This is a genomic window from Streptomyces sp. NPDC002640, from assembly GCF_053592575.1.
The window spans coordinates 247,809-272,026 of record NZ_JBSFVZ010000001.1 but is presented as its reverse complement, the minus strand read 5'-3'; the positions used below and the strand labels follow the sequence as shown (position 1 = coordinate 272,026).

The 24,218-nt window shown below is 73.4% G+C and carries 19 protein-coding genes; 5 read left to right on the top strand and 14 right to left on the bottom strand.

Annotated elements, in window-relative coordinates; all coding sequences use genetic code 11:
- Window positions 1–5 precede the first annotated feature (5 nt).
- Window positions 6–950 carry a D-alanyl-D-alanine carboxypeptidase family protein gene (locus tag ACWD3O_RS01220; RefSeq protein ID WP_451409556.1) on the top strand — a complete coding sequence of 315 codons (945 nt, stop codon included), beginning with the start codon at window positions 6–8 and terminating at the stop codon, window positions 948–950.
- 119 nt (window positions 951–1,069) lie between these two features.
- On the opposite strand, the gene ACWD3O_RS01215 is transcribed toward ACWD3O_RS01220, so the two are convergent.
- From ACWD3O_RS01215 to ACWD3O_RS01200, 4 genes are all read right to left on the bottom strand, one after another.
- Entirely contained in the window at window positions 1,070–2,518 is a 1,449-nt protein-coding gene (locus tag ACWD3O_RS01215) for a dihydrolipoamide acetyltransferase family protein (protein WP_451414463.1), read from the bottom strand.
- Between the two features lie 13 nt (window positions 2,519–2,531).
- On the bottom strand, window positions 2,532–3,551 hold the full coding sequence (locus ACWD3O_RS01210) for an alpha-ketoacid dehydrogenase subunit beta (RefSeq protein ID WP_451409554.1): 1,020 nt from the start codon (window positions 3,549–3,551) through the stop codon (window positions 2,532–2,534).
- A gap of 2 nt (window positions 3,552–3,553) precedes the next feature.
- Window positions 3,554–4,759: a pyruvate dehydrogenase (acetyl-transferring) E1 component subunit alpha gene (gene pdhA, locus ACWD3O_RS01205; protein WP_451409553.1), complete on the bottom strand. Its 1,206-nt coding sequence runs from the start codon at window positions 4,757–4,759 to the stop codon at window positions 3,554–3,556.
- Window positions 4,760–5,253: 494 nt separating this feature from the next.
- A complete protein-coding gene (locus tag ACWD3O_RS01200; protein ID WP_451414462.1) occupies window positions 5,254–6,918 on the bottom strand; it encodes a protein kinase domain-containing protein in 1,665 nt (554 codons plus the stop codon).
- 387 nt (window positions 6,919–7,305) lie between these two features.
- Here ACWD3O_RS01200 and ACWD3O_RS01195 point away from each other — a divergent pair, with 387 nt between their 5' ends.
- Window positions 7,306–8,940: a protein kinase domain-containing protein gene (locus ACWD3O_RS01195; protein WP_451414461.1), complete on the top strand. Its 1,635-nt coding sequence runs from the start codon at window positions 7,306–7,308 to the stop codon at window positions 8,938–8,940.
- 516 nt (window positions 8,941–9,456) lie between these two features.
- On the opposite strand, the gene ACWD3O_RS01190 is transcribed toward ACWD3O_RS01195, so the two are convergent.
- Window positions 9,457–9,993, bottom strand: coding sequence for a bacterial proteasome activator family protein (locus tag ACWD3O_RS01190; RefSeq protein ID WP_451411569.1), 537 nt, complete (start codon window positions 9,991–9,993; stop codon window positions 9,457–9,459).
- Between the two features lie 645 nt (window positions 9,994–10,638).
- Here ACWD3O_RS01190 and ACWD3O_RS01185 point away from each other — a divergent pair.
- Entirely contained in the window at window positions 10,639–10,839 is a 201-nt protein-coding gene (locus ACWD3O_RS01185) for a hypothetical protein (protein WP_451411568.1), read from the top strand.
- Window positions 10,840–10,895: 56 nt separating this feature from the next.
- On the opposite strand, the gene ACWD3O_RS01180 is transcribed toward ACWD3O_RS01185, so the two are convergent.
- The 7 genes from ACWD3O_RS01180 to pdhA (ACWD3O_RS01150) are packed head-to-tail and all read right to left on the bottom strand — an operon-like array spanning window position 10,896 to window position 19,395.
- Window positions 10,896–11,897 (bottom strand): NAD(P)H-quinone oxidoreductase, encoded by a 1,002-nt coding sequence (locus tag ACWD3O_RS01180; protein WP_451414460.1) that lies wholly within the window; start codon window positions 11,895–11,897, stop codon window positions 10,896–10,898.
- Between the two features lie 46 nt (window positions 11,898–11,943).
- A complete protein-coding gene (locus ACWD3O_RS01175) occupies window positions 11,944–13,080 on the bottom strand; it encodes a potassium channel family protein (protein ID WP_451411566.1) in 1,137 nt (378 codons plus the stop codon).
- Window positions 13,068–14,579, bottom strand: a complete 1,512-nt coding sequence (locus tag ACWD3O_RS01170) for a molybdopterin molybdotransferase MoeA (RefSeq protein WP_451414459.1) — start codon at window positions 14,577–14,579, stop codon at window positions 13,068–13,070. The genes ACWD3O_RS01175 and ACWD3O_RS01170 overlap by 13 nt, the downstream gene beginning before the upstream one ends.
- Entirely contained in the window at window positions 14,576–15,742 is a 1,167-nt protein-coding gene (locus ACWD3O_RS01165; RefSeq protein WP_451414458.1) for a DUF6457 domain-containing protein, read from the bottom strand. Before ACWD3O_RS01165 ends, ACWD3O_RS01170 begins: the two co-directional genes overlap by 4 nt.
- A 25-nt stretch (window positions 15,743–15,767) precedes the next feature.
- A complete protein-coding gene (locus ACWD3O_RS01160; RefSeq protein WP_451414457.1) occupies window positions 15,768–17,225 on the bottom strand; it encodes a dihydrolipoamide acetyltransferase family protein in 1,458 nt (485 codons plus the stop codon).
- A complete protein-coding gene (locus ACWD3O_RS01155; protein WP_451414456.1) occupies window positions 17,225–18,241 on the bottom strand; it encodes an alpha-ketoacid dehydrogenase subunit beta in 1,017 nt (338 codons plus the stop codon). Before ACWD3O_RS01155 ends, ACWD3O_RS01160 begins: the two co-directional genes overlap by 1 nt.
- On the bottom strand, window positions 18,238–19,395 hold the full coding sequence (gene pdhA, locus ACWD3O_RS01150; protein ID WP_451414455.1) for a pyruvate dehydrogenase (acetyl-transferring) E1 component subunit alpha: 1,158 nt from the start codon (window positions 19,393–19,395) through the stop codon (window positions 18,238–18,240). The genes ACWD3O_RS01155 and pdhA (ACWD3O_RS01150) overlap by 4 nt, the downstream gene beginning before the upstream one ends.
- A gap of 174 nt (window positions 19,396–19,569) precedes the next feature.
- On the opposite strand from pdhA (ACWD3O_RS01150), the gene ACWD3O_RS01145 reads away from it, so the two are divergent.
- On the top strand, window positions 19,570–20,169 hold the full coding sequence (locus ACWD3O_RS01145; protein WP_451414454.1) for an Lrp/AsnC family transcriptional regulator: 600 nt from the start codon (window positions 19,570–19,572) through the stop codon (window positions 20,167–20,169).
- 42 nt (window positions 20,170–20,211) lie between these two features.
- On the opposite strand, the gene ACWD3O_RS01140 is transcribed toward ACWD3O_RS01145, so the two are convergent.
- A complete protein-coding gene (locus ACWD3O_RS01140; RefSeq protein WP_451411559.1) occupies window positions 20,212–20,796 on the bottom strand; it encodes a TetR/AcrR family transcriptional regulator in 585 nt (194 codons plus the stop codon).
- 13 nt (window positions 20,797–20,809) lie between these two features.
- Complete coding sequence (locus tag ACWD3O_RS01135) at window positions 20,810–22,324, bottom strand: 3-hydroxyacyl-CoA dehydrogenase (RefSeq protein WP_451411558.1); 1,515 nt, start codon at window positions 22,322–22,324, stop codon at window positions 20,810–20,812.
- A gap of 150 nt (window positions 22,325–22,474) precedes the next feature.
- On the opposite strand from ACWD3O_RS01135, the gene paaN reads away from it, so the two are divergent.
- Window positions 22,475–24,211 carry a phenylacetic acid degradation protein PaaN gene (paaN, locus tag ACWD3O_RS01130; RefSeq protein ID WP_451414453.1) on the top strand — a complete coding sequence of 579 codons (1,737 nt, stop codon included), beginning with the start codon at window positions 22,475–22,477 and terminating at the stop codon, window positions 24,209–24,211.
- Window positions 24,212–24,218 lie beyond the last annotated feature (7 nt).

The window sequence follows — 24,218 nt, the reverse complement described above, 5'->3', positions numbered from 1 at the left end:
CCCACGTGAAGACCGGCATCGGCAGAGGTCGCCTGCGCACCGCGGCGGTCTCCCTCGTCACCGGCGCGACGCTCCTCGGCGGGACGCTCGCCGCTGCGCCCGCGCACGCCCGGACCGGGGCGACCGGCACCGCGGTCGCGCCGCCGCTGAAGAGCGTGACCGCGCCCAGCATCGTCGCCAAGGGCGGCTTCGTGATGGAGGGCCTGCAGGGCAGGACCACCTTCAGCAAGGGCGGCGACACCCGGCGGCCCACCGGCTCGACCACCAAGATCATGACGGCCAAGGTGGTGCTCAGCCAGCCGAACCTGAACCTCGACGCCAAGGTGACCATCCAGCAGGACTACCGCGACTACGTGGTCCGCAAGGGCGCCTCCTCGGCCAACCTGGTCGTCGGCGACAAGGTCACCGTCCGCCAGCTCCTCTACGGGCTGATGCTGCCCTCCGGCTGCGACGCGGCCTACGCCCTCGCCGACAAGTTCGGCACCGGCAGCTCGCGGTCGGCGCGCGTGAAGTCGTTCATCGGCAAGATGAACTCCACCGCGAAGAGCCTCGGCATGACCAACACGCACTTCGACTCGTTCGACGGCATCAGCAACGGCTCCAACTACTCGACGCCGCGCGACCTCACCAAGCTGGCCCGCAACGCGCTGGGCAACAGCACCTTCAAGACCGTCGTGAAGACCACGTCGTACACCGCGAAGACCACCACCAGGAGCGGCACCACCCGCACCATGGGCGCCTGGAAGAACACCAACCCGCTGCTCGGCAGCTACAGCGGGACGATCGGTGTGAAGACGGGCTCGGGCCAGGTCGCCGGCTACTGCCTGGTGTTCGCGGCCACCCGGAACGGCAAGACGGTGATCGGCACGGTGCTGGCCTCGACCTCGTCGGCGCAGCGCACCACCGACGCGACCCGGCTGCTGAACCACGGCTTCGCCCGCCTGGGCTGAGGCCCCCGGCGAACGGGCACGGGGCCCGCCACGCGTGTGCGTGGCGGGCCCCGTGTCGTTCTCGGGCCGCGGTGGGCCGTCAGGCCCAGGTCCGGTCCGTCAGGCCCAGGTCCGGTCCGTCAGGCCCAGGTGATCAGCCGCTTGGGGTGCTCCAGCACCGCCGCGACGTCGGCCAGCACCTTGGAGCCCAGCTCGCCGTCGACCAGCCGGTGGTCGAAGGAGAGCGCCAGGGTGGTGACCTGCCGCGGCCTGACCTTGCCCTTGTGGACCCACGGCTGGAGCTTGACCGCGCCGAAGGCGAGGATCGCCGCCTCGCCCGGGTTCAGGATCGGCGTACCGGTGTCGACGCCGAAGACGCCGACGTTGGTGATGGTGACGGTGCCGCCCTGCATGTCGGCCGGGGCGGTACGGCCCTCGCGGGCCGTGCCGACCAGCTCGCCCAGCGCCTTCGCCAGCTCCGGCAGCGTCTTCGCGTGCGCGTCCTTGATGTTCGGCACGATCAGACCGCGCGGCGTCGCCGCGGCGATGCCCAGGTTGACGTAGTGCTTCTCGACGATCTCCTGGTTGGCCTCGTCCCAGGACGCGTTGATCGACGGGTTGCGCCGGATCGCCACCAGCAGCGCCTTGGCGACCAGCAGCAGCGGGTTGACCCGCAGCCCCGCCATGTCCGGGTCCTGCTTCAGCTCCTGGACCAGCTTCATCGTGCGCGTCACGTCGACCGTGACGAACTCGGTGACGTGCGGGGCGGTGAAGGCGGAGCCGACCATCGCCTGCGCGGTGGCCTTGCGGACGCCCTTGACCGGGATCCGGGTCTCCCGCGCGCCGTCGAAGGACGCGGCGGGCGCCGCGGCCGTGACGGGAGCGGCCGGAGCGGCCTGCGGGGACTCCACCGGGACCGGCGCCTGCACCTCGGGCACGGCGGCGGCCGCGGCGGCCTGGACGTCGGCGCGGGTGATGACGCCGTCGGGGCCGGTCGGCTTCACCGACCACAGGTCGACCCCGAGGTCCTTCGCCAGCTTCCGCACCGGCGGCTTGGCCAGCGGCCGCTCCGGGGCGCCGGGGACGGCCACCTGGGCGGCGCTGCCGTTGAGCGCGGCCGGAGCCGCGGGCGCGGCGGCCGGCGCGGCGACGGCGGGTGCGGAACCGTTCTTCCGGGGGCGGCGGCGGGTGGAGGACTCCACCACGCCGTACCCGACCAGCACCGGCTGCCGGCCCTGCGGCTTGGCCTCCTCGGCCGGAGCCGCCGGAGCGGCGGGGGCCGCCGGGGCCGCCGCGGGCTGCTCGGCGGCGGGCGCCGCCCCGGGCTCGGCGGGGGCGCCGCCGGCCACGTCCACGGCGATGATCGAGGTGCCCACGTCGACCGTGGTGCCCTCGGGGAAGTGCAGGGCGCGCACCACCCCGTCGTACGGGATGGGCAGTTCCACGGCCGCCTTGGCGGTCTCGACCTCGCAGACGACCTGGCCGTCGGTGACGGTGTCACCGGGCTGGACGTACCACTTGAGGATCTCGGCCTCGGTGAGGCCCTCGCCCACGTCGGGCATCTTGAACTCACGCACGGAGGTGCTCATGTTCCGGCTCCCCTCAGTACGCGAGCGCGCGGTCGACGGCGTCGAGCACCCGGTCCAGGCTGGGCAGGTACTCCTCCTCCAGCCGGGCCGGCGGGTACGGGGCGTGGTAGCCGCCGACCCGCAGCACGGGGGACTCCAGGTGGTAGAAGCACCGCTCGGTGATCCGGGCGGCGATCTCCGCGCCGGAGCCGAAGAAGACCGGCGCCTCGTGGACCACGACCAGGCGGCCGGTGCGCTCCACCGAGGCCTGGACGGCGTCGAAGTCGAGCGGGGAGACGGACCGCAGGTCCAGGACCTCCAGCGAGCGCCCCTCCTCGGCTGCCACGTCGGCGGCCTCCTGGCAGAGCTTGACCATCGGACCGTACGCGGCGAGCGTCAGGTCGGTGCCCTGGCGGACGACCCGGGCCTTGTGCAGCGGACCCGGGATGGCCTCGGTGTCGACCTGGCCCTTGTCCCAGTAGCGGCGCTTGGGCTCGAAGAAGATCACCGGGTCGTCGCACTCGATCGCCTGCTGCATCATCCAGTAGGCGTCCGACGCGTTCGACGGCGTCACGATCTTCAGGCCCGCGACGTGCGCGAACAGCGCCTCGGGGGACTCGCTGTGGTGCTCGACCGCGCCGATGCCGCCGCCGTAGGGGATGCGGACGACGACCGGCATCTTGACCTTGCCCAGCGACCGCGCGTGCATCTTGGCGAGCTGGGTGACGATCTGGTCGTACGCGGGGAAGACGAACCCGTCGAACTGGATCTCCACGACCGGCCGGTAGCCGCGCAGCGCCATGCCGATGGCCGTGCCGACGATGCCGGACTCGGCGAGCGGGGTGTCGATGACCCGCTCCTCCCCGAAGTCCTTCTGCAGGCCGTCGGTGACCCGGAAGACGCCGCCGAGCTTGCCGACGTCCTCGCCCATGACGATGACCTTGGGGTCCGTCTCCAGGGCCTTGCGCAGCGACTCGTTGATCGCCTTGGCGATCGGCAGGTTCTTCGCGCCGGACGCCGGCGCCGTGCTGGAAGCCACGGTGTTCACAGCCATGGTCAGACCTCCTCACCGTCGGAGAACGACGCCTGGTAGGCGGCGAACTCGGCCCGCTCCTCGTCGACGAGCGCGTGTCCGTCGGCGTAGGTGTGCTCGAACATGGCGAACTTGTCCGGCTCGGGCATCGCCCGGACCGCTTCGCGCACCCGCTTGCCCAACGCTTCGCTCTCGGTCTCGAGTTCCTCGAAGAATCCCTCGTTCGTGTCCGTTTCGGCGAGGAGGTAGGCGCGCAGGCGGGCGATCGGGTCCTTGGCCTCCCAGGCGGCCCGCTCGTCGTCACCGCGGTAGCGGGTCGGGTCGTCGGAGGTGGTGTGGGCGCCCATGCGGTAGGTGAAGGCCTCGACCAGGGTCGGGCCCTCGCCGCGCCGGGCGCGCTCCAGGGCCTGCTTGGTCACCGCGAGGCAGGCCAGCACGTCGTTGCCGTCGACGCGGACGCCGGGGAAGCCGTAGCCCTGGGCGCGCTGGTACAGCGGCACCCGGGTCTGGCGGTGGGTCGGCTCCGAGATGGCCCACTGGTTGTTCTGGCAGAAGAACACCACCGGCGCGTTGTAGACGGCCGAGAAGGTGAAGGCCTCCGCCACGTCGCCCTGGCTGGAGGCGCCGTCGCCGAAGTAGGCGATGACCGCGCTCTCCGCGCCGTCCTTGGCCACGCCCATCGCGTAGCCGGTGGCGTGCAGGGCCTGCGAGCCGATGACGATCGTGTACAGGTGGAAGTTGTTGCTGTTGGGGTCCCAGCCGCCGTGGTTCACGCCGCGGAACATGCCCAGCAGGTTGGTGGGGTCGACCCCGCGGCACCAGGCGACGCCGTGCTCGCGGTAGGTCGGGAAGACGTAGTCGTCGTCGTCCAGGGCCCGGCCGGAACCGATCTGCGCGGCCTCCTGGCCGAGCAGCGACGCCCACAGGCCCAGCTCGCCCTGGCGCTGCAGGGCGGTGGCCTCGGCGTCGAAACGGCGGGTCAGCACCATGTCCCGGTACAGGCCGCGCAGCTCCTCCGGGGTGATCGAGGCGACGTACGCGTCGTACTCCGGGTGGCTCACCCGCTGCCCCTCGGGAGTCAGCAGCTGTACGAGCTCCGGCTCCGCCGCGGCGGGGCCGGCCCCCTTGGCGGACTTCTTGGCCGCCGTACGGCCACGGGACGCCCCGGCCGCCTTGCCCGATGCGGCGCTGCGTCGCTGGGTGCGCGCGGCAGTGCTCTCCACGGTCACGTTGCTCCTCCGTCGTCCGGTCCCCGGGGTTGCCGGGTGACCTGGGGATGCCCCCCTCGCCCTTTGGGGCGCGGGGGAACGGCTCGCCCGGCCCCGGCAGCGGCGCGGGGTGGGTGCCCTCGACCGGGATCAGGCGTGACAGTGCCCCGGCGAGAGCCCTGCGAGAAATCACGTTACCCGCGGTTCCGCAATTCTGTGAAACCACGCCTGACCTGCGATGTTGATTGGATATCCAAGTAAAAAAGCTCGGAAGTCCGACCACATCGCGAATGCCGGGAAGAACCGCTGGTGGCAGCCTTGGAACGGACCCGCAGGGGGCCGGAACATCGCGCACCGTATAACGGACACGGGTTCTGCGGAAGACTCCGTACGGACTCTTTTTCTCCTCTTCGTGCACCCCTTTCCCGGAGCGCGCGAAGGGCCCCACGAAAACGGCGGAGGGCGGAGGGGACGCCTCGTCCCCTCCGCCCTCCCGCGGACCCGCCGGTCGTCCGTCAGCCGCCGCCACCGGTCATCGACCCGAGCTGGCCCTGGAGGGCCCCCTCGGTCGTGCCCTCGGTCTGGCCGCCCTCGGTCGCGCCCTCGGTGGCGCCCTCCGTCGTGCCCTCGGTCGTCCCCTCGGTGGCGCCCTCGGTCTCGCCGCCGTCGGTGCCGCCGTCGGTGCCGCCGGAGGTGTCGGTGTTGCCGCCGGATCCCGTGTTCCCGCCGGTGCCGCTGCCCCCCGGGGCCGGGGACTCCGGCGTCACGCTGGGCAGCGGCGACTCCTCCTGGGGCGGGTAGTCGTCCCACTCGCCGCCGGTGCCGCTGTCCGTGGTGTCCTCCTCGGTGGGGGTCTCCTCCGGGGCCTTGGACTCCTCCTCCGGCTCGCTGGACCGGCTGGTGGCCGTGGGCTTCGGGTCCTGCTTGCCCTTGGTGTCGTCGCCGTTCACCGTGTTCATCGCCAGCGCGACACCCGCCACGACGGCGATCAGCGCCAGCGCGGCGAGCAGCAGCAGCTTGCCCCGGCCGCCGGACCCGCCCTGGCCGCCGGTGTAGCCGCCGTCGTCGTGGGGGTCGTACGCCGGGATCATCGGCTGCGGGATCTGCGCGGTCGACGATCCGCCGCGGCCGCCGCCCTGCGGCAGCATGGCTGTCGCCGCGGCCGTGCCCGCGCCGACGCCCGCGCCGCCCCGGGGGCCGCCGTTGGCGAGGACCGGGCCGGTGTTCCAGGTGCCGGTGTGACCGCCCTGCTCGTAGAGCATCTCCAGCGCGTACTGGACCAGCCCGCGCATCTCCTCCGCCGTCTGGAACCGGTCGTCCGGGTCCTTGGCGAGGGAGCGCATCACCAGGCCGTCGAGCTCCGGCGGCACCTCGGAGCTCGTGTCGGACGGCGGCCGCGGGATGTCCTGGACGTGCTGGTAGACCACCGACAGCGGGGTCTCGCCCGTGAACGGGGGCCGCAGCGCCAGCAGCTCGTAGAGCAGGCAGCCCGTGGCGTACAGGTCGGACCGGTGGTCGACCGCCTTGCCGAGCGCCTGCTCCGGGGACAGGTACTGGGGGGTGCCCATCACCATGCCGGTCTGCGTCATGGTCGACTGCGCGCCGTGCAGGGCCCGCGCGATGCCGAAGTCCATGACCTTCACCGCGCCGTTGTGCGTGATGATCACGTTGGCCGGCTTGATGTCGCGGTGCACGATGCCGTGCTGGTGCGAGTAGGCCAGGGCCTCGAGGACGCCCGAGACGATGATCAGCGCCTGCTCCGGCCCCGGGGCCTCGGACTCGATCAGGAGCTCGCGGATGGTGCGGCCCTCGACCAGCTCCATCACGATGTACGGCACCGAGGAACCGTCGGCGACCCGGTCCTCGCCGGAGTCGTACACGGCGACGATCGCGTGGTGGTTGAGCCCGGCCACCGACTGGGCCTCGCGGGTGAAGCGCGCCTTGGACACCGGGTCCTCGGCGAGATCGGCGCGGAGCAGCTTCACCGCCACGGTCCGCCCCAGACGGACGTCCTCGGCCGCGAACACCTCGGCCATGCCGCCCCGCCCGAGTCTGCGGGTCAGCCGGTACCGTCCGTCGCCTACCAGTCCGCCGTTGCCCCAATTATCCGGCGCGTCAGACATGCCGCCGCCGGCCGCCTCGGGATCGGACGGGCCCTGAGCGGGATGCTGCTGTGCCATCAGTCCTCGCCGTCTTTCTGCCCGCGGTGCGCGGCAGTGTTGTTGCGGTCTCCGTCAGCCACGCTACAGCCTTCCCGCACCCCTCCGTCCGGGGTCGGACCCAGGTCCCGGTCGGGGAGACACCCCGCCGGCCCGGCTGGAGACGGACCGGTCATCAAACCCGGTGGCATGCCTGACATGCAAATTCCCGGTGACCGTGGAGGGGATCGCGTAACGCTTCCGCGACGCTTCCTTCGCGTACGGTCACGGAACGGGCACCACGCTTGACGTGTCTGTGACCTACGGCAGACTTGGCCGGGAAACATACGGTCGATCACGGTCGACACCCACTCGCGGGAGGGCCCCGGCCGCTGCCGCCGTGCCGAAGCCGATGGGGGAAGCACACAAATGAGCCAGGACGGCGCACAGAGCCATGGCCGGTACGCGGGACAGTCGCTCGCGGGCGGGCGCTACCAGCTGCGCGACCTCCTCGGCCAGGGCGGCATGGCCTCCGTCCACCTCGCCTACGACGCGGTGCTCGACCGCCAGGTCGCCGTCAAGACGCTACACACCGAGCTGGGCCGCGAGCAGGCGTTCCGCGAGCGGTTCCGCCGCGAGGCCCAGTCCGTCGCCAAGCTGGCGCACACCAACATCGTCTCGGTCTTCGACACCGGCGAGGACGTCCTCGGCGAGCTGACCACCCCCTACATCGTCATGGAGTACGTCGAGGGCCGCCCGCTCGGCTCCGTGCTCCAGGCCGACATCGACCAGTACGGCGCCATGCCCGCCGACAAGGCGCTCAAGGTCACCGCCGACGTCCTGGCCGCGCTGGAGATCAGCCACGAGGAGGGCCTGGTCCACCGGGACATCAAGCCCGGCAACGTGATGATCACCAAGCGCGGCGTGGTCAAGGTGATGGACTTCGGCATCGCCCGCGCCATGCAGTCCGGCGTCACCTCGATGACCCAGACCGGCATGGTGGTCGGCACCCCGCAGTACCTGTCGCCCGAGCAGGCGCTGGGCCGCGGCGTGGACGCGCGCTCCGACCTGTACTCGGTCGGCATCATGCTCTTCCAGCTGGTGACCGGCCGGCTGCCGTTCGACGCCGACTCGCCCCTGGCCATCGCCTACGCGCACGTCCAGGAGGAACCGGCCGCGCCCTCCTCGATCAACCGGTCGCTGCCGCCGGCGGTGGACGCGCTGGTCGCCCGGGCGCTGCGCAAGAACCCCAACGAGCGCTTCCCGAGCGCCGTCGCCATGCGCGACGAGTGCCTGCGGGTGATGCAGTCCCTCCAGCAGGTGGCGCCCAGCATCGTGCCGGGCACGCAGGCCCAGAGCGGGGCGGGCGTCGGATCGGCGGTGTTCCCGCCGGTGGGCCAGCAGACCCCGCCGCCCGCGGGCGTGCACACCCCGTACCAGCCGCCGACACCCACGCCCGGCCCGTACGCGACGCCGCAGCCGGCCTACGGCTACCCGCACTCCGGCGGCTACCAGCACCCGCAGCAGGGCTACCCGACCCCGATGGCCACCGGCCCGGGCGGCCCGGGTTACGCCACGGGCCCCGCGGGCACGCCGGGCGGCGGCGCGGCCGCCGGCCGGGGCGGCAGGAACCGCTCCGTGCTCATCGGCGCGGCCGTGGCCGCGGTGCTGGTGGCCGGCGGCGTGATCGCCGCGCTGAACCTCCCGGGCGAGGACGACAAGAAGGTCACCGGCGGCGGCTCCACCGCGTCCGCGTCCGCCGACCCGGCCGGCGAGTACAAGGGGCCGGAGAAGGAGAAGACCATCGACTCCGAGGAGTGCAGCGAACCGGACGAGGCGTACGACGACGAGGACAAGATCGTCGTGCCCGACTTCCGGTACAAGTACTGGCCCTCGGTCCAGGCCTGCTTCCAGGCGGGCGGCTGGCACTACGACGACAAGGACGTCCCGGACGCCACGTGGGGCGAGGACATGGTCGTCCGGCAGTTCCCGGCCCCGGGCACCGAGGTCGACGAGAACGATGTCGAGATCGAGGTGGAGGTCTCGACCGGGCGCCCCGAGTAGCTCCTCGCGGCTGCCCGGGGGCTCTGGCGGCTCCGGCGGCTCCGGCGGCTCCGACGGATCGGCTGCCCTGGTGACTCGGGCGACTTCCGCGGCACAGGCGGAACCGGCGGCACAGGCGGCTCGGCTGCCCAGGCGGCTCTGGTTACTCCGGCGGCTCGGCTGCCCTGGTGACTCGGCCGGCTTCCGCGGCACAGGCGGCTCCGGCGGCCAAGGCGGCTCTGGTTACTCCGGCGGATCGGCTGCCCTGGTGACTCGGGCGGCTTCCGCGGCAGAGGCGGATCGGCGGCCCAGGCGGCTCTGGTTACTCCGGCGGCTCGGCTACTCAGGCGGCACGCGGCTTGCGGCTCGGGCGGCACGCAGCACGCGGCACGCGGCGGACGAGAACCCCGGTGGACGGGAACCCCGGTGGACGGCGGCGGGCCGGGATCCGCGCGCGAGGCGCGGGTCCCGGCCCGCCGTGTTCCTGTCGTGTGGCCGTCGTTGCTCCCGCCGGGACGCCCCGTCAGGGCGTCACGGTCACAGGTAGGGGCCGCCCGTGCGGCCGGCGCCGGGCCCGTCGTCGCCGTCACCGCCGACACCCGGCGGCAGGGCGCGGCGCATCTGCTCCAGCTGGGCCCGCGCGGCCATCTGCTGGGCGAACAGCGTCGTCTGGATCCCGTGGAACAGCCCTTCCAGCCAGCCCACGAGCTGGGCCTGGGCGATCCGCAGTTCCGCGTCGCTCGGCGTGCCCTCGTCGGTGAACGGGAGCGAGAGCCGCTCCAGCTCCTCCACGAGTTGCGGGGCCAGGCCGTCCTCCAGCTCCTTCACGGAGCTGGCGTGGATCTCCTTCAGGCGCACGCGGCTGGCCTCGTCGAGAGGCGCCGCCCGCACCTCCTCCAGCAGCTGCTTGATCATGCTGCCGATCCGCATGACCTTCGCAGGCTGTTCCACCTGCTCGGTCACCGGGGTTTCGCGGGACTCGTCGTCCCCGCCGCCTCCGAGAGCCATACCGTCCTGGCCGACGACCAGGATCTGCGGGTTCTCGGGCGACCTCTCGTTCCTCGGCATCTCCATGCCGCCATTGTCTCGCACCTGTTGTCCCCACACGGTCAATACCGTCCTTGCCCAACGCGTCGCTTGATCCACCGTCCGGATCACCCAGCATGCCGTGACCATGGCCGCGTGTGACGCTGGGGCTGTCGCTCTCGGGCTCCGTACCAGCAGGGGGGCATCGCCATGGCCACCCACGGCCGACGGGCACTCGCGGCCGCACTGCTCCTGCCCGGTCTTCTCCTTCCCATGCCGGCCGCCGCGGCCGGGCCGCCGGGCCCGCCCGCTCCCTCGGCGGCGGAGCCGTCACGGGCGGGCAGCGTGGCCGGTGAGGGGCAGGAACGGCCTGGCCGGAAGGGTCCGCCGCCGTCGCCGACCCCTGCCCCGTCCGGCCTGCCGTCGGGCTCTCCCACGGGTGCGGTTCCGGGCTTTCCCTCCGGCTCCTCCTCCGGCCCGCCCGGCGGGTCGGCGGGGCCGTCCGGGGCCGCGGAGGCGTCCGCCCTGCCGTCCGCGCCGCCGGGGACGGTCCCAGGGCCGTCCGGCCCGCCCGAGGCGTCTGCGGCGCCCTCGGTGCCCTCGGTGCCGTCCGCACCGTCGGCCTCCGCGGGGGCGCCCTCGGGTCCGTCCGGGTCCGACCACGGTCCGGACGCGCCGCCGCACCACTTCCCCGTGCCGAGCGTCCCGCCCGGGGACTTCGCGCCGCCGTCCGTCCCCCCGGACACCGCCGACCAGGGCCCCCACGGCGACGCGGCCTCCACGCCCCGCACCCGCGAGCACCCGCGCAGCACGGCACCGCTCGGCATCGGCCTGATCCTCACCGGCCTCGCCTTCGCCCTCACCTGCCAGGCCCTCCGCCTCCGCCGCGACTGAGGGCGGTGCCGGAGGACCCGCTGCCCCCGCGCCGGGGCCGTGAGGTCAGGGGGGCGTCACGACGCGTCGGGACCCGCAGGCGGGGCGATCAGCAGGACCTTGCCCACGTGACCGCTGGCCTCCAGCACCCGGTGTCCCTCGGCCGCGTCGGCCAGCGGCAGCTCGCGGTCGATCACCGGCCGCACGTGCCCGTCGGCCACCAGCGGCCACACGTGCTCCCGCACCGCCGCCACGATCGCCGCCTTCTCCTGCAGCGGCCGGGCCCGCAACGACGTCGCGCTGACCGCCGCCCGCTTGCTCAGCAGCGTGCCGATGTTCAGCTCGCCCTTGACGCCACCCTGCATCCCGATGATCGCCAGGCGTCCGTTGACCGCGAGCGCCCTGACGTTGCGGTCCAGGTACTTCGCCCCCATGTTGTCGAGGATGACGTCCGCCCCGGCGCCGTCCGTCGCCTTGGAGATCTCCTCGACGAAGTCCTGCTCGCGGTAGTTGATCAGGATGTCCGCGCCGAGCTCCGCGCAGCGGTCCAGCTTCTCCTGGCTGCCCGCGGTCACCGCCACCTTCGCCCCGACCGCCTTGGCGAGCTGGATGGCCATGGTCCCGATGCCGCTGGAGCCGCCGTGGACCAGCAGCGTCTCGCCCGGCCGCAGGTGGGCGACCATGAAGACGTTCGACCAGACGGTGCAGGTCACCTCGGGAAGCGCCGCCGCCTCCGTGAGGGAGAGCCCCGCGGGCACCGGCAGCAGCTGACCGGCCGGAACCGCCACCTTCTCGGCGTAGCCGCCCCCGGACAGCAGGGCGGCCACCTCGTCGCCGACGCTCCAGCCGGACACCCCCGGGCCCACGGCCGCGACCCGGCCGGAGCACTCCAGCCCGGGATACGGCGAGGCGCCCGGCGGCGGGTCGTAGAACCCCTGCCGCTGCATCACGTCGGCGCGGTTCACAGCCGCCGCCGCCACCTCGACCAGGACCTCGCCCTCTCCGGGCACCGGGTCCGGCACCTCGGCCCAGACCAGGACCTCGGGACCACCCGCCTCGGGAATCGTGATCGCATGCATGGAAGCGACGCTACTCCTTCGGCCGGTGATCCCCCAGACCGACGTGTCACGGACGGTCGATGGTGCCCGTCTGCCGGTCCGGGTACGGCAGCGGCCGCTGGTCGGGAGCGACCTGAGCCCCCTGGGAGGACCGCACGATGGTGATGATGCGGTCCGCGATCTGCAGCGTGCCGATCGAGTCGTCGTCGTAGCCGAGGACCCGGTGACCGCGCAGCACGCTGATCACCATCTCGTCGAGTTCCCTGAGCGTCTTGCCCACCTCGGCCTTTATGACCGGCCGTTCCACGATGTCCAGCCCGCTGCCCTGCTGGATGAGGTCCTCCATCACCATGCCCGCCGCCGGGCTCAGCACCGAGAGTCCCAGCAGGCGGCCGGCCGCACTGGCGCTGGTGATGACGGCGTCGGCGCCCGACTGCCTCAGCAGCGGCGCGTTCTCCTCCTCGCGGACGGCGGCCACGATCTTGGCGCCGCGGTTCATCTGCCGGGCGGTCAGCGTGACCAGCACCGCCGTGTCGTCGCGCTGGGTGGCGATGATGATCTGACGTGCCCGCTGGGCTTCGGCGCGCATCAGCACGTCGCTGCGGGTGGCGTCGCCGGCCACGCCCGCGTACCCCTCGGCGGCGGCGGAGTCGACCACCTTGCTGCTGGCGTCCACCACCACGATCTGCTCCTTGGGCACGCCGGAGGCAGTGACCGTCTGCAGGGCCGACCGGCCCTTGGTACCGAAGCCGACGACGACGGTGTGGTCCCGCAAGGTGTGCCTCCAGCGGTTCAGGCGCAGTTCTTCCCGCGTGCGTTCGGTGAGCGCCTCGAGGGTGGTGCCGACGAGGATGATCAGGAACAGCACGCGCAGGGGGGTGATGACGAGGATGTTGGTCAGCCGCGCGGTCTCGCTGGCGGGGGTGATGTCGCCGTAACCCGTGGTCGAGAGGGTGACGGTCGCGTAGTAGAAGCTGTCGAGCAGGGTCAGCCCGCCGCCGGCGTTGTCGTTGTAACCGTCACGGTCCAGGTACACGATGAACGCGGTCAGTACCAGCACGAACAGCGCCATGGACAGTCGTTTGCTGACCTGGCGCAGGGGGTGCGGCACTTCCTTCTGCGGAAGTTTCACCCGGTGGGTGACCAGACGTTCGCCCGCCTGTCGGGCGATGACGTCCTGTCCCGGCAGTTTCACGTGAAACACACTCCAGTTCCGGCGAGCGTCCAGGGGAGATCCAGGAGTTCGCTGTCCTCTCCCGCCCGCAACCCGCCCGGCGGGATCACGGCGAGAGCGTCGGCCGCCGCCATACCGCGGAGCATGGCGGGGCCTGTGTAGTGCAAGGGCTGGGCCCGGTCCGCACGGATGACCACCGGAACCAGCCGGGTGTCGTGCGGATGCCCCTGGACGCCTTCGGCCAGGGGCAGCGCGTAGGGCTCCGGCGCCGGGTGCTCACCCAGGGCGCGGAGCAAGGGCTGGGCGAGGGTGAGCAGGCCCGAGACGGCGGCCAGGGGGTTCCCCGGCAGCCCGACGAGGAGACGCCCGTCCTGGAGACGGGCCAGCAGCATGGGATGGCCGGGGCGCACCTGGACGCCGTCGACCAGCAGCTCGGCCCCGGCCTCGCGCAGGATCGGGTGGACGTGGTCGACCGGTCCCGAGGCGGTGCCGCCGGTGGTGACGATCAGGTCGGCCTCGCTGCCGACCACCGCGCGACGCAGCGCCTCGGCGTCGTCGCCCAGGCGGCGGACAGCGGTCACCTCGGCGCCGAGCACCCGCAGCCAGGGCGGCAGCATGGGGCCGAGGGCATCGCGGATCAGACCGTCCCGGGGGCGGCCCTCGGTGAGCAGTTCGTCGCCCAGCACCAGGATCTCGGCACGGGGCCTGGGGCTGACGCCGAGCGTGTCGTAGCCGGCCGCGGCGGCGAGGCCGAGGACGGGCGGGGTGACCGGGGTGCCGCCGGGCAGCAACTGGTCACCGCTACGGCACTCCTGGCCGCGGGGGCGGATGTCCTGGCCGTGGCCGGTGTCCCGCTGAGCGTGCAGCCGCCCCGAGGGGTCGAGGCGGCCGTGCTCGCTGCGCAGGACCGCGGTGGTGTCCCGGGGGACACGGGCGCCGGTGGCGATGGGGGCCGCCTCGCCGTCGGCCAGCGGGGCGGGTTCGGCGTCCCCGGCCAGCACGCCGTCCTCCCGCACCTGCCAGGGGCCGGGGCCGGCCACCGCCCAGCCGTCCATGGCGGAGGTGTCGAACGGCGGCAGGTCGGTCAGCGCGGTCAGCGGGGCGGCCAGCACCAGGCCGAGGGCCTCGTCCAGCGGGACCTGTGCGGGAGGGCGGTTGCGGTGGCGTGCGGCACGGGAGGCGTGACCGGCCCGGTCGGCGACGGCGCGGGCCTGGCGCCATGGGAGCCCACCGGAGTGCCGGTGACCGGCCTCCGCGGGCGGCGCGGACGCGGGGGACGGCGCGGACGGGGTGGACGGGGTGGACGGGGTGGACGGTGCGGAGGCCCCGGACGGTGCGGGCGGCGCGGGCGGTGTCGACGCCCCGGACGGTGCGGGCGCCTGGGGACCGCCGGGGGCGGGTACGGCCGCGGGCACGGACGTGCTCCTGGCCGCCTCGTTGACCAGGCTCAGGGCCTCCTGCACCCCCAGCTCGTCCAGCTCCCCGCCGTCGAGGGGCGGCCGGGCGGCCGGATTGCCGGGGGCTGTCATCCCGCGTCCGTGGTCTTCACGGCGGCGCTCTCCTGGGCCTCGCTCTCCTCGGCCCACCGCTGGGCGAGGGCGACGGCCTTGCGGACCGTCTCGGCGACCGCCTCGGGGCCACCGCCCGCGCGACCGGCCGCGTAACCCACCAGGAAGGTGGTCAGCGGCGCCGCGGGACGGGCCACGCCGTGCGCGGCGTCCCGGGCGAGATCGAGGAGCAGGGCGGTGTCGACGTCCAGGTCGATGCCCAGTTCGTCCTTGGCTGCGGTGATCCATTCATCCAACACGTGCTCATGCTCCCTGATACGCGCGCGGGCGGTGTCGATGTCTTCCCAGGTGTCGCAGTCGAAGGACGCGGCCGGGTCCCTGACGAGTGTGACCCGAAGCGCCTCGGTCAGTCGCCGCAGGGGCAGGCCGGTGAGGCCACCGTGCGTCCGGGCCACCTCGGCGAGCACCCGCCGCAACGACGCGGTCCGGTACGCGGCCACCAACGGCTGCCGCCGCCCCTCCCCGTCGACGACCAGCACAGCCTCCGCCCGGTCCCCCGCGACAGCCCCGGGATCAGCCGGTACGGCAACGGCAGCGGTCCCCGGCGCGGAATCCGCGGCGGCGGGAACGATGGTCGCGGCGTCCGGCGCGGCGACGGGACCGGCGGTTGCGGCGCTCGGCGCGGGGGCGGCCGGGGCGGAGGGCTCGGCGGTGCCGGTGAGTGCGGTCCGGGGGGAGTCCAGCACGGCGTCCGGCGCGGGGTCCGGCTCGGGGGAGGGAGCGACGGCTGGGACGGCTGGGGCAGGGGCCGTCGCCAGGGTGGTCACCAGGTGGTGGACCGTGTCGCGGCCCAGGAAGGGGAGGTCGGCGGAGAGGACCACGACCACCTCGGCGGCGGTCTGCTCGAGGCCCGCCGCCAACGCGGCGAGCGGCCCACCACCGGGCGGCTCCTCGCGGGCCCACCGCACCGGCCGCACGGTGGGGCGCGGACCGGCCACCACGACCGTACGACCGGCGTCCTCGCACGCGGCCAGGACCCGGTCGAGCAGCGCCCTGCCGCCCACCCGCACGCCGGGCTTGTCCGCGCCGCCCAGCCTGCGGGCGGCGCCGCCCGCGAGCACCACGGCGTCGTAGCCGTGGTGCTCGTCGCCCCGCGTCGCGGGGGAACTCTCGTGGTCGGTCACCCCACGAGTATGGAGGGATCCCCGATCACAAGGAACGGAGGAGTACCGCCGGCTGCTCGACGCAGTCGGCCACATGGCGGAGGAACCCGCCCGCCGTGCCGCCGTCGCAGACCCGGTGGTCGAAGGTGAGCGACAACTGCGTGACCTGACGCACCGCCAACTCGCCCTGGTGGACCCAGGGCTTGGGGGTTATCCGCCCCACGCCCAGCATCGCCGCCTCGGGGTGGTTGAGGATCGGTGTCGAACCGTCGACGCCGAACACCCCGTAGTTGTTGAGGGTGAAGGTCGAGCCGGTGAGCTCGGCCGGCCGCAGCCCGCCGCCGCGCGCGGCCTCGGTGAGCCGGGCGAACTCCGCGCTCAGCGACTCCGCGTTGCGCCGGTGGGCGTCGCGGACCACCGGCACCACCAGGCCCCGCTCGGTCTGCGCGGCGAAGCCGATGTGCACCTCCTCGAACCGCACGATCTCCCGGGCCGCGGTGTCGACCGTGGCGTTCAGTTCCGGGAAGCGGTCGAGGGCGGCGACACAGATCCTCGCCAGCAGCGCGATCAGCGAGATCTTCGGACCGGACCCCGCGTTCATGGCCGCGCGGGCGTTCAGCAACTCCGTGGCGTCGGCGTCCACCCAGCACGTGGCGTCCGGGATCTCGCTCCGGCTCCGGGTGAACTTGTCGGCCGCCGCGCCCAGCAGGCCCCGCAGCGGAATCCTGCCGGCGACCGCCGAGGCCGCGGCACCCGCACCGACGCCCGCACCCGCCGGACGGACGGCGGACGGTGCGGCGGCCGTCGGCGCCGTCTCCTGGACCTGCTCCCGCGACGCCGCGGCACGCAGCGCGTACTCGACGTCGGCGCGCAGGATCAGGCCGTCGGGCCCGGATCCGGTGATCTCCCGCAGGTCCAGCCCGTTGTCCCGGGCGAGACGGCGCACCAGCGGGGAGATGACCGGGACCGGACCGTCCTGCGCGGACGGGACGCCGGCATGGTCGGACCCGGACCGCGCGGCGCGCGCCCGGGACGGCGTCGCCTCCGCGGCCGGCTCCGGCGCCGGTCGGGGCGCCTCGGGCTGCGGCCGGGCCCGCACCGGGGACGACGGAGGGACCCGCCGGCGCCGGGCCGGCGGCGCCGAGGTGCCGTAGCCGACCAGGACGTTCCCCGAGCTCTCGGCGCCCCCCTCGACGGCCGTGCCGTTCACCGTGCCGACGGCCGCGCCGGAGGACGCGGCCGGGGCGTCGCCCGGGTCGGCGCCGACGGCGACCGTCAGCAGCGGCGCGCCCACCGGCAGCGAACCGCCCTCCTCGCCGTACCGCGCGGTGACCACACCGCCGTACGGGCAGGGCACCTCCACCATCGCCTTGGCCGTCTCGACCTCGACCACGGGCTGGTCGACGACGACCACGTCGCCGACCTCGACCATCCAGTGCACGATCTGCGCCTCGGTCAGACCTTCGCCCAGGTCGGGCAGCTTGAACTCGAGTACCTCGGCCATCAGTCGCCCGCCTCCCACTGCAGCCGCCCCACCGCGTCCAGAATCCGGTCCACGCCGGGCAGATGATGCCGCTCCGCCATCGGCGGAGGATACGGGATGTCGAATCCGGCGACCCGCAGAACGGGGGCCTCCAGGTGGTGGAAGCAGCGCTCGGTGATCCGCGCCGCCATCTCCCCGCCCGGCCCGCCGAAGCCGCCCGACTCGTGCACCACCACCGCGCGCCCGGTGCGCCGGACCTCGGCGCAGACCGTCTCGTCGTCGAACGGCACCAGCGACCGCAGGTCGACCACGCCCAGGTCCCAGCCCTCCGCCCGGGCCGCGTCGGCGGCCTCCAGGCAGACCGGCAGCGACGGCCCGTAGGTGACCAGCGTGGCGCTGCGCCCGCTCCGGCGGACCACGGCCCTGCCGATCGGCTCGACCTCCGTGGGGGCCTCCGGGTCCCAGGCGTCCTTGCCCCAGTACAGCCGCTTGGGCTCGAGGAAGACCACCGGGTCGTCGGAGGCGATGGCCTGCCGCAGCATGCCGTAGGCGTCGGCGACCGTGGCCGGCGTGACCACGTGGAGACCCGGGGTCGCCATGTAGTAGGCCTCGGAGGAGTCGCTGTGGTGCTCCACGCCACCGATGCCGCCGCCGTACGGCACGCGCACGGTGATCGGCAGCGGCATCGCGCCGCGGGTGCGGTTGCGCATCTTCGCGACGTGCGAGAGGAGCTGCTCGAACGCCGGATAGGCGAAGGCGTCGAACTGCATCTCGACCACCGGCCGCAGCCCGTACATCGCCATGCCGACGGCCGAGCCGAGGATGCCCGCCTCGGCGAGCGGGGTGTCCGTGCAGCGGTGGTCGCCGAACTCGGCGGCGAGACCGTCGGTGATCCGGAAGACGCCGCCCAGGGTTCCCACGTCCTCGCCGAGGACGTGGACCGACGGGTCCTCGGCCATGGAGTCGCGCAGGGCGCGGTTGAGCGCCTGCGCCATGGGCGTCTGCTTGACCGCGACGGCGGTGTCGACGGTGGTCATCGGGCCGTGTCCTCCCGCTTCGCGTGCGCCTCGGCGTCCAGCTCGGCCCGCAGCGTCGCCTGCTGCTCCAGCAGCTGCGGCGTGGGCTCGGCGTAGACGTGCGCGAACAGTTCCATGGGGTCGATCTCGGGGTCCTGGTTTATCCGGGCCCGCAGGTCGGCGGCCATCGCCTCGGCATCGTCGCGGACCGCGCGGATCGCGTCCTCGTCCAGCACGCCGCGGGCGGTGAGCTCCCGCTCCAGCAGCGGCACCGGGTCGTGGTCGCGCCAGGCGTCGACCTCGGCCGCGTCCCGGTAGCGGGTGGCGTCGTCGGCGTTGGTGTGGGCGTCCAGGCGGTAGGTGATGGCCTCGACCAGGACAGGGCCGCCGCCCTCGCGGGCGTGCCGGACGGCCTCGCCCAGCACCTGGTGCACGGCGACGGCGTCGTTGCCGTCCACCAGCCGCCCCGGTATGCCGTACCCGACGGCCTTGTGGGCCAGGGAGGGCGCGGCGGACTGCTTGGCGAGCGGCACCGAGATGGCGAAGCCGTTGTTCTGCACCAGGAAGACCACGGGGGCCTGCCAGACGGCGGCGAAGTTGAGGGCCTCGTGGAAGTCGCCCTCGCTGGTCCCGCCGTCGCCGATCATCGCCAGGGCCACCACGTCGTCGCCCTTGAGGCGGGCGGCGTGGGCGAGCCCCACGGCGTGCGGGAGCTGGGTGGCCAGCGGCGTGCTCAGCGGGGCGACGCGGTGCGCGTACGGGTCGTAGCCGGTGTGCCGGTCACCGCGCAGCAGCGTCAGCGCCTCCACCGGGTCCACGCCGCGGGTGACCACGGCGAGGGTGTCCCGGTAGCTGGGGAAGAGCCAGTCCTGGTCGGCGAGCACCATCGCGGCGGCCACCTCGCAGGCCTCCTGCCCGGTGCTGGACGGATAGACCGCGAGACGGCCCTGCTTGGTCAGTGCCGTCGCCTGGGCGTTGTAGCGGCGGCCGCGCACCACCTCGGCGTACAGGCGGCGCAGCAGGCCGGGATCGGCCTCGGCGACCTCGTCGGCCGCCGGTGTGCCCAGGACGCGGAAGGGCTCGGCGTCGGGCAGCAGGGGCGTCGGATCCGTACGCGGCTTCCAGGCGGGCGGCGGAGCGGGCCGGTAGGTGTCCCGCTGCTCCATCACCGTCATGACGGCACCTCCTCGTGGGAGTGGCTGACGAGGCCCGCCGGGTGTGACGCACCTCACCTACCGATTGTTCGGTCGTCGGCGCATTTTGGCTACAGGCGGCTTCAGCCTGTGGACAAACGGTTCTCCACAGCCTGAGATGGAGGCACGGTGTCCAGGGGAGGGAGTCGGCGAACCATGCGACCTGAACAAATGGCCGACGGCCCACAGGAGGCGGTCCTGCCGGCACCCGCCGGACCGCCGCGCCCCCTGCCGCCCAGAAGGGCCCTGGACGCCATCGATCAGGACATTCTTCGGATGCTCCAGAAGGACGGGCGTGCCTCCATACGGTCGGTCGCCGAGCGGGTGCACGTCTCCCGCGCCAATGCCTACGCCCGGATCAACCGGCTGATCGAGGACGGGGTGATCCGCGGCTTCGGCGCCCGGATCGATCACGAACGGGCCGGTCAGGGCACCTCCGCCTACATCACGCTGAAGATCGTGCAGAACTCCTGGCGCACCGTGCGGGAGCGGCTGCGTTCCCTGCCGGGGGCGTCGCACCTGGCCCTGGTGGGCGGCGACTTCGACGTGCTGATGCTGGTGCACGCCCCCGACAACCGGACGCTGCGGGAACTGGTCCTCACCCGGCTGCACTCCATGCCCGAGGTGCTCTCCACGCGGACCCTGCTGGTCTTCGAGGTCGAGGACCTCGAGAGCACAGCAGGCTCCGCGGACACGGAGCGGACAACGGGCGCGCCGGCCCCGGCGAACGCCGCGGGCACGCCGCCGGAGGCCTGAGAGACCCCGCCCGCCCGGCCTGAGCTCCCCGTCAGCCGCCCGTCAGCCGCGCAGGCCGGTGAGGACGAGCTGCACCACCGCGTCGGCGATCTCCCGGCGGGCGCCGGTGCGCCCGTCGGGGCGGTACCACTCGACGATCGAGTTGATCATGCCGAAGACCAGCCGGGTGGCCAGCCGCACCTCGATGTCGCCCCGGACGTCGCCCTCCGCGGCGGCGTTCTTCAGCAGCTCCGCCACCCGGTGGTCGAACTCGCGCCGCCGCTCCAGCGCCCACCGCTCGGTCCCGGTGTTGCCGCGCACCCGCAGCAGCAGCGTCACGTAGGGAAGCTCGGCGATCAGCACCTCGACCATCCGCCGGACCACGTACTCCAGGCGGTCGGCGGCCCTCCCCTCCTGGGCCCGAGGCTCGTCGAGGATGCCGAAGAGCCCCTCCAGCGCCCGGCTCACCGCCCGCCGGAGCAGCTCCTCCTTGCCGGAGACGTGGTGGTAGATCGACGACTTGGAGATCCCGGCCGCCTTGGCCAGGTGCTCCATGGACGTGCCGTCGTACCCGCGGTCGTTGAACACCTGGACGGCCACCTGGAGCAGCGAGTCCGGCGTGTAGGTGTCGCGCTTGGGCGTGGTCATGGCAGGGCCTCCGTCACTTCGCCGCGGCGAACGCGTGCCGCAGCGACGCGAGGGACGGGGCGCAGCGACCGGACGGTTCCCGCTCGTGCACCGCGTCCAGGACCCCGTAGGCCCAGTCGTGGCCGAGCCGGCGGCTCCACTCGAAGGGGCCGAGCGGGTAGTTGACGCCCAGCCGCATGGCGGTGTCGACGTCCTCCTCCGCGGCCACGCCACGGGCCACCGCGTCGAAGGCGAGGTCGATGATCCGGGCGACCGTGCGGGCGACGATCATGCCGGGCACGTCGCCGATCACGCTGACCTTCTTGCCCAGCGCCTGGAAGAGCCCGACCGCCTCGGCGAGGGTGTCCGGCGCGGTGACCGGGGCCGCGGCCAGGGCGATCCGGGTGGCCGCCCGGTAGTCCAGGGCGAGGTCGAAGGAGACCAGGTCGGGGCCGTACTCGCCGACCGTCTCACCGTCGGCGAGGACCAGGGTGCCGCCGCCGGGGAGCACCAGGCGGCCCTTCTCCTCCTCGGCGAAGCTGTCGTCCTCGGTGCGGACCTCGATGCCGGCCTCGCGGATCAGGTCGACGAGCCCGACTGCCGGGCCGAGCTCACCCAGGAGGGTGACGTGGCCGGGCGCCTCCTCGGGACCGGCCGTGCGCGGCTCGGGCCGCTCGGCCCCGTCGGCGTAGGGGTACCAGCCGCGCCCGGACTTGCGTCCCAGGCGGCCGGACTCGACCAGGCGGCGCTGGGCGAGCGAGGGGCGGAAGCGGACGTCCTGGAAGAAGGACTCCCACACCGAACGGGTGACGGCCTCGTTGACGTCCTGGCCGATCAGGTCGGTGAGCTCGAAGGCGCCCATCCGGAAGCCGCCGCTCTCGCGCAGCACCGCGTCGATGGTCGCCGGGTCGGCGGCGCCCGTCTCGTACAGCTCGAAGGCCTCGGCATAGAAGGGCCGGGCGATCCGGTTGACGACGAATCCGGGCTGGTCGGCGCAGGAGACCGGGCTCTTTCCCCAGGCCCGGGCGGTCTCCAGGGCCCGTCCGGCGGCCTCGGCGTCGGTCGCGAAGCCCGACACCACCTCGACCAGCGGCATCAGCGGGGCCGGGTTGAAGAAGTGCAGCCCGACGAAGCGGCCGGGCCGGCGCAGCGCGCCGCCGATGGCCGTGACAGACAGGGACGAGGTGTTGGTGGCCAACAGGCACTCCTCGCCGACCACCTCCTCGAGGTCCCGGAAGAGCTGCTGCTTGACATCGAGGCGCTCCAGGATCGCCTCGACCACCAGACCGCATCCGGCCAGGTCGGACAGGGTGCCGGCCGGTGTCAGCCGATCCCGGGCGGCGTCCCGGTCGGCTGCGGGGAGACGGCCCTTCTCGACGAGCCGGTCCAGGCGGGACACGATCGCCGCCGCTGCCTCGGCGGCCCGGCCGGGGGCGGCGTCGAAGAGCCGTACGGGGTGTCCGGCGACCAGTGCGACCTGGGCGATGCCCTGGCCCATGGTGCCGGTACCGACTACTGCCACGGGGCTGTTCAGGTCGAGTGCTGTCATGGGCGCGATCCTCCCGCACGGGGTTTTCCACAGCCGCGGCGGACCCCCTTGTCCCGACCGATCGTTCGGTTACTCTAGCCCTGTCCTTCTGTTCCTGCCCAGCGCGCCGGTTCGAAGAGGAGCCGGTCCGAGGAGGAGGTGGGTCCACCCATGGCCACCGCACCGACCGCGCACGTCCCCGCCGCGTCCCCGTCCACCGACGACGGCCTGACCGCCGCCGAGCTGACGGCCCGCCACCAGACCACGCTCGACCAGGCCCTGAAGGCGATCCGGACCCGCGCCTACTGGTCCCCCCATCCCGAACACCCCAAGGCGTACGGCGAGAACGGCACCCTGTCCGCCGAGGAGGGCCAGGCCGCCTTCCAGGCGCTGCTGGGCCACCGCTTCGAGCTCGACCAGCCCGGCACCGACGACTGGGTGGGCGGCGAGACCTCCCCCTACGGCCTCGAGCTGGGCGTGACCTACCCGCACCCGGACGTGGACGTGCTGCTGCCGGCCATGCGGGCGGGGATGCGCGGCTGGCGCGAGGCCGGTCCGCGGGTGCGCGCCCTGGTCTGCCTGGAGATCATCCGGCGGATCAACGCCCGCACCCACGAGTTCGCGCACGCGGTGATGCACACCAGCGGCCAGGCCTTCGTAATGGCCCTGCAGGCCGGCGGCCCGCACGCGCAGGACCGCGGCCTCGAGGCGGTCGCCTACGCCTACCAGGAGCAGACCCGGGTGCCGGGCTCGGCGGACTGGAGCAAGCCGCAGGGCAAGCGCGACCCGCTCCACCTGATCAAGGAGTTCACGGCCGTGCCGCGCGGTGTCGCGCTGATGATCGGCTGCAACACCTTCCCCACCTGGAACGGCTTCCCCGGCTTCTTCGCCTCGCTGGCCACCGGCAACCCGGTGCTCGTCAAGCCGCACCCGCGGGCCGTGCTCCCGCTGGCGCTGACGGTGCGCATCGCGCGCGAGGTGCTCGCCGAGGCCGGCTTCGAGCCGAACCTGGTCGCGCTGGCGGCCGAGCGGCCCGGCGAGGGACTGGCCAAGACGCTGGCGGTCCGCCCGGAGATCCGCCTCATCGACTACACCGGTTCCACCGCCTTCGGCGACTGGCTGGAGACCACGGCCCGCCAGGCACAGGTCTACACGGAGAAGGCCGGCGTCAACACGGTGCTGATCGAATCGGCCGCCGACTACCGGGGGATGCTCTCCAACCTCGCCTTCTCCCTGTCCCTCTACAGCGGCCAGATGTGCACCACCCCGCAGAACCTGCTGATCCCGCGGGACGGCATCGGGACCGACCAGGGCCACCGCTCCTTCGAGGAGGTGACGGCCGACCTGGCCGCCGCCGTCTCCAAGCTACTGGGCGACGACGCCCGCGCGGCCGGGCTGCTCGGCGCGATCGTCAATCCGGACGTGCAGGCTCGGCTGGAGGCCGCCGCCGACCTGGGCGAGGTCGTGCTCCCCTCGCGCGAGGTGCCCCACCCGGAGTTCCCCGACGCGGTCGTGCGCACGCCGGTGATGGTCCGCCTGGACGCCGCCAAGTCCGACGAGGACCCCGCCTACCTGGAGGAGTGCTTCGGCCCCGTCTCCTTCGCCGTGGCCGTGGACTCCGTGGACGCCGCCGTGGAGCTGCTGCGCCGCACGGTCCGCGAGAAGGGCGCGATGACGGTCGCCGCCTACACCACCTCCGCCGAGGTGGAGCGCGCCGTCGAGGAGGTCTGCCTGGAGGAGTGCGCCCAGCTCTCCCTGAACCTCACCGGCGGCGTCTTCGTCAACCAGACGGCCGCGTTCTCCGACTTCCACGGCTCGGGCGGCAACCCGGCGGCCAACGCGGCCCTGTGCGACGCCGCGTTCGTGGCCAACCGCTTCCGCACGGTGGAGGTCCGCCGCGAGGCGTAGCCTCCCG

Bases quoted from the DNA above. Each gene is read 5' to 3' on its own strand.
- ACWD3O_RS01170 (WP_451414459.1), bottom strand. From the start codon at position 14,579: ATGACAGCCCCCGGCAATCCGGCCGCCCGGCCGCCCCTCGACGGCGGG.
- ACWD3O_RS01140 (WP_451411559.1), bottom strand. From the start codon at position 20,796: ATGACCACGCCCAAGCGCGACACCTACACGCCGGACTCGCTGCTCCAG.
- ACWD3O_RS01160 (WP_451414457.1), bottom strand. From the start codon at position 17,225: ATGGCCGAGGTACTCGAGTTCAAGCTGCCCGACCTGGGCGAAGGTCTG.
- ACWD3O_RS01215 (WP_451414463.1), bottom strand. From the start codon at position 2,518: ATGAGCACCTCCGTGCGTGAGTTCAAGATGCCCGACGTGGGCGAGGGC.
- ACWD3O_RS01200 (WP_451414462.1), bottom strand. From the start codon at position 6,918: ATGGCACAGCAGCATCCCGCTCAGGGCCCGTCCGATCCCGAGGCGGCC.
- pdhA (WP_451414455.1), bottom strand. From the start codon at position 19,395: ATGACGGTGATGGAGCAGCGGGACACCTACCGGCCCGCTCCGCCGCCC.
- ACWD3O_RS01145 (WP_451414454.1), top strand. From the start codon at position 19,570: ATGCGACCTGAACAAATGGCCGACGGCCCACAGGAGGCGGTCCTGCCG.
- ACWD3O_RS01195 (WP_451414461.1), top strand. From the start codon at position 7,306: ATGAGCCAGGACGGCGCACAGAGCCATGGCCGGTACGCGGGACAGTCG.
- paaN (WP_451414453.1), top strand. From the start codon at position 22,475: ATGGCCACCGCACCGACCGCGCACGTCCCCGCCGCGTCCCCGTCCACC.
- ACWD3O_RS01210 (WP_451409554.1), bottom strand. From the start codon at position 3,551: ATGGCTGTGAACACCGTGGCTTCCAGCACGGCGCCGGCGTCCGGCGCG.
- ACWD3O_RS01155 (WP_451414456.1), bottom strand. From the start codon at position 18,241: ATGACCACCGTCGACACCGCCGTCGCGGTCAAGCAGACGCCCATGGCG.
- ACWD3O_RS01180 (WP_451414460.1), bottom strand. From the start codon at position 11,897: ATGCATGCGATCACGATTCCCGAGGCGGGTGGTCCCGAGGTCCTGGTC.
- ACWD3O_RS01135 (WP_451411558.1), bottom strand. From the start codon at position 22,324: ATGACAGCACTCGACCTGAACAGCCCCGTGGCAGTAGTCGGTACCGGC.
- ACWD3O_RS01190 (WP_451411569.1), bottom strand. From the start codon at position 9,993: ATGGAGATGCCGAGGAACGAGAGGTCGCCCGAGAACCCGCAGATCCTG.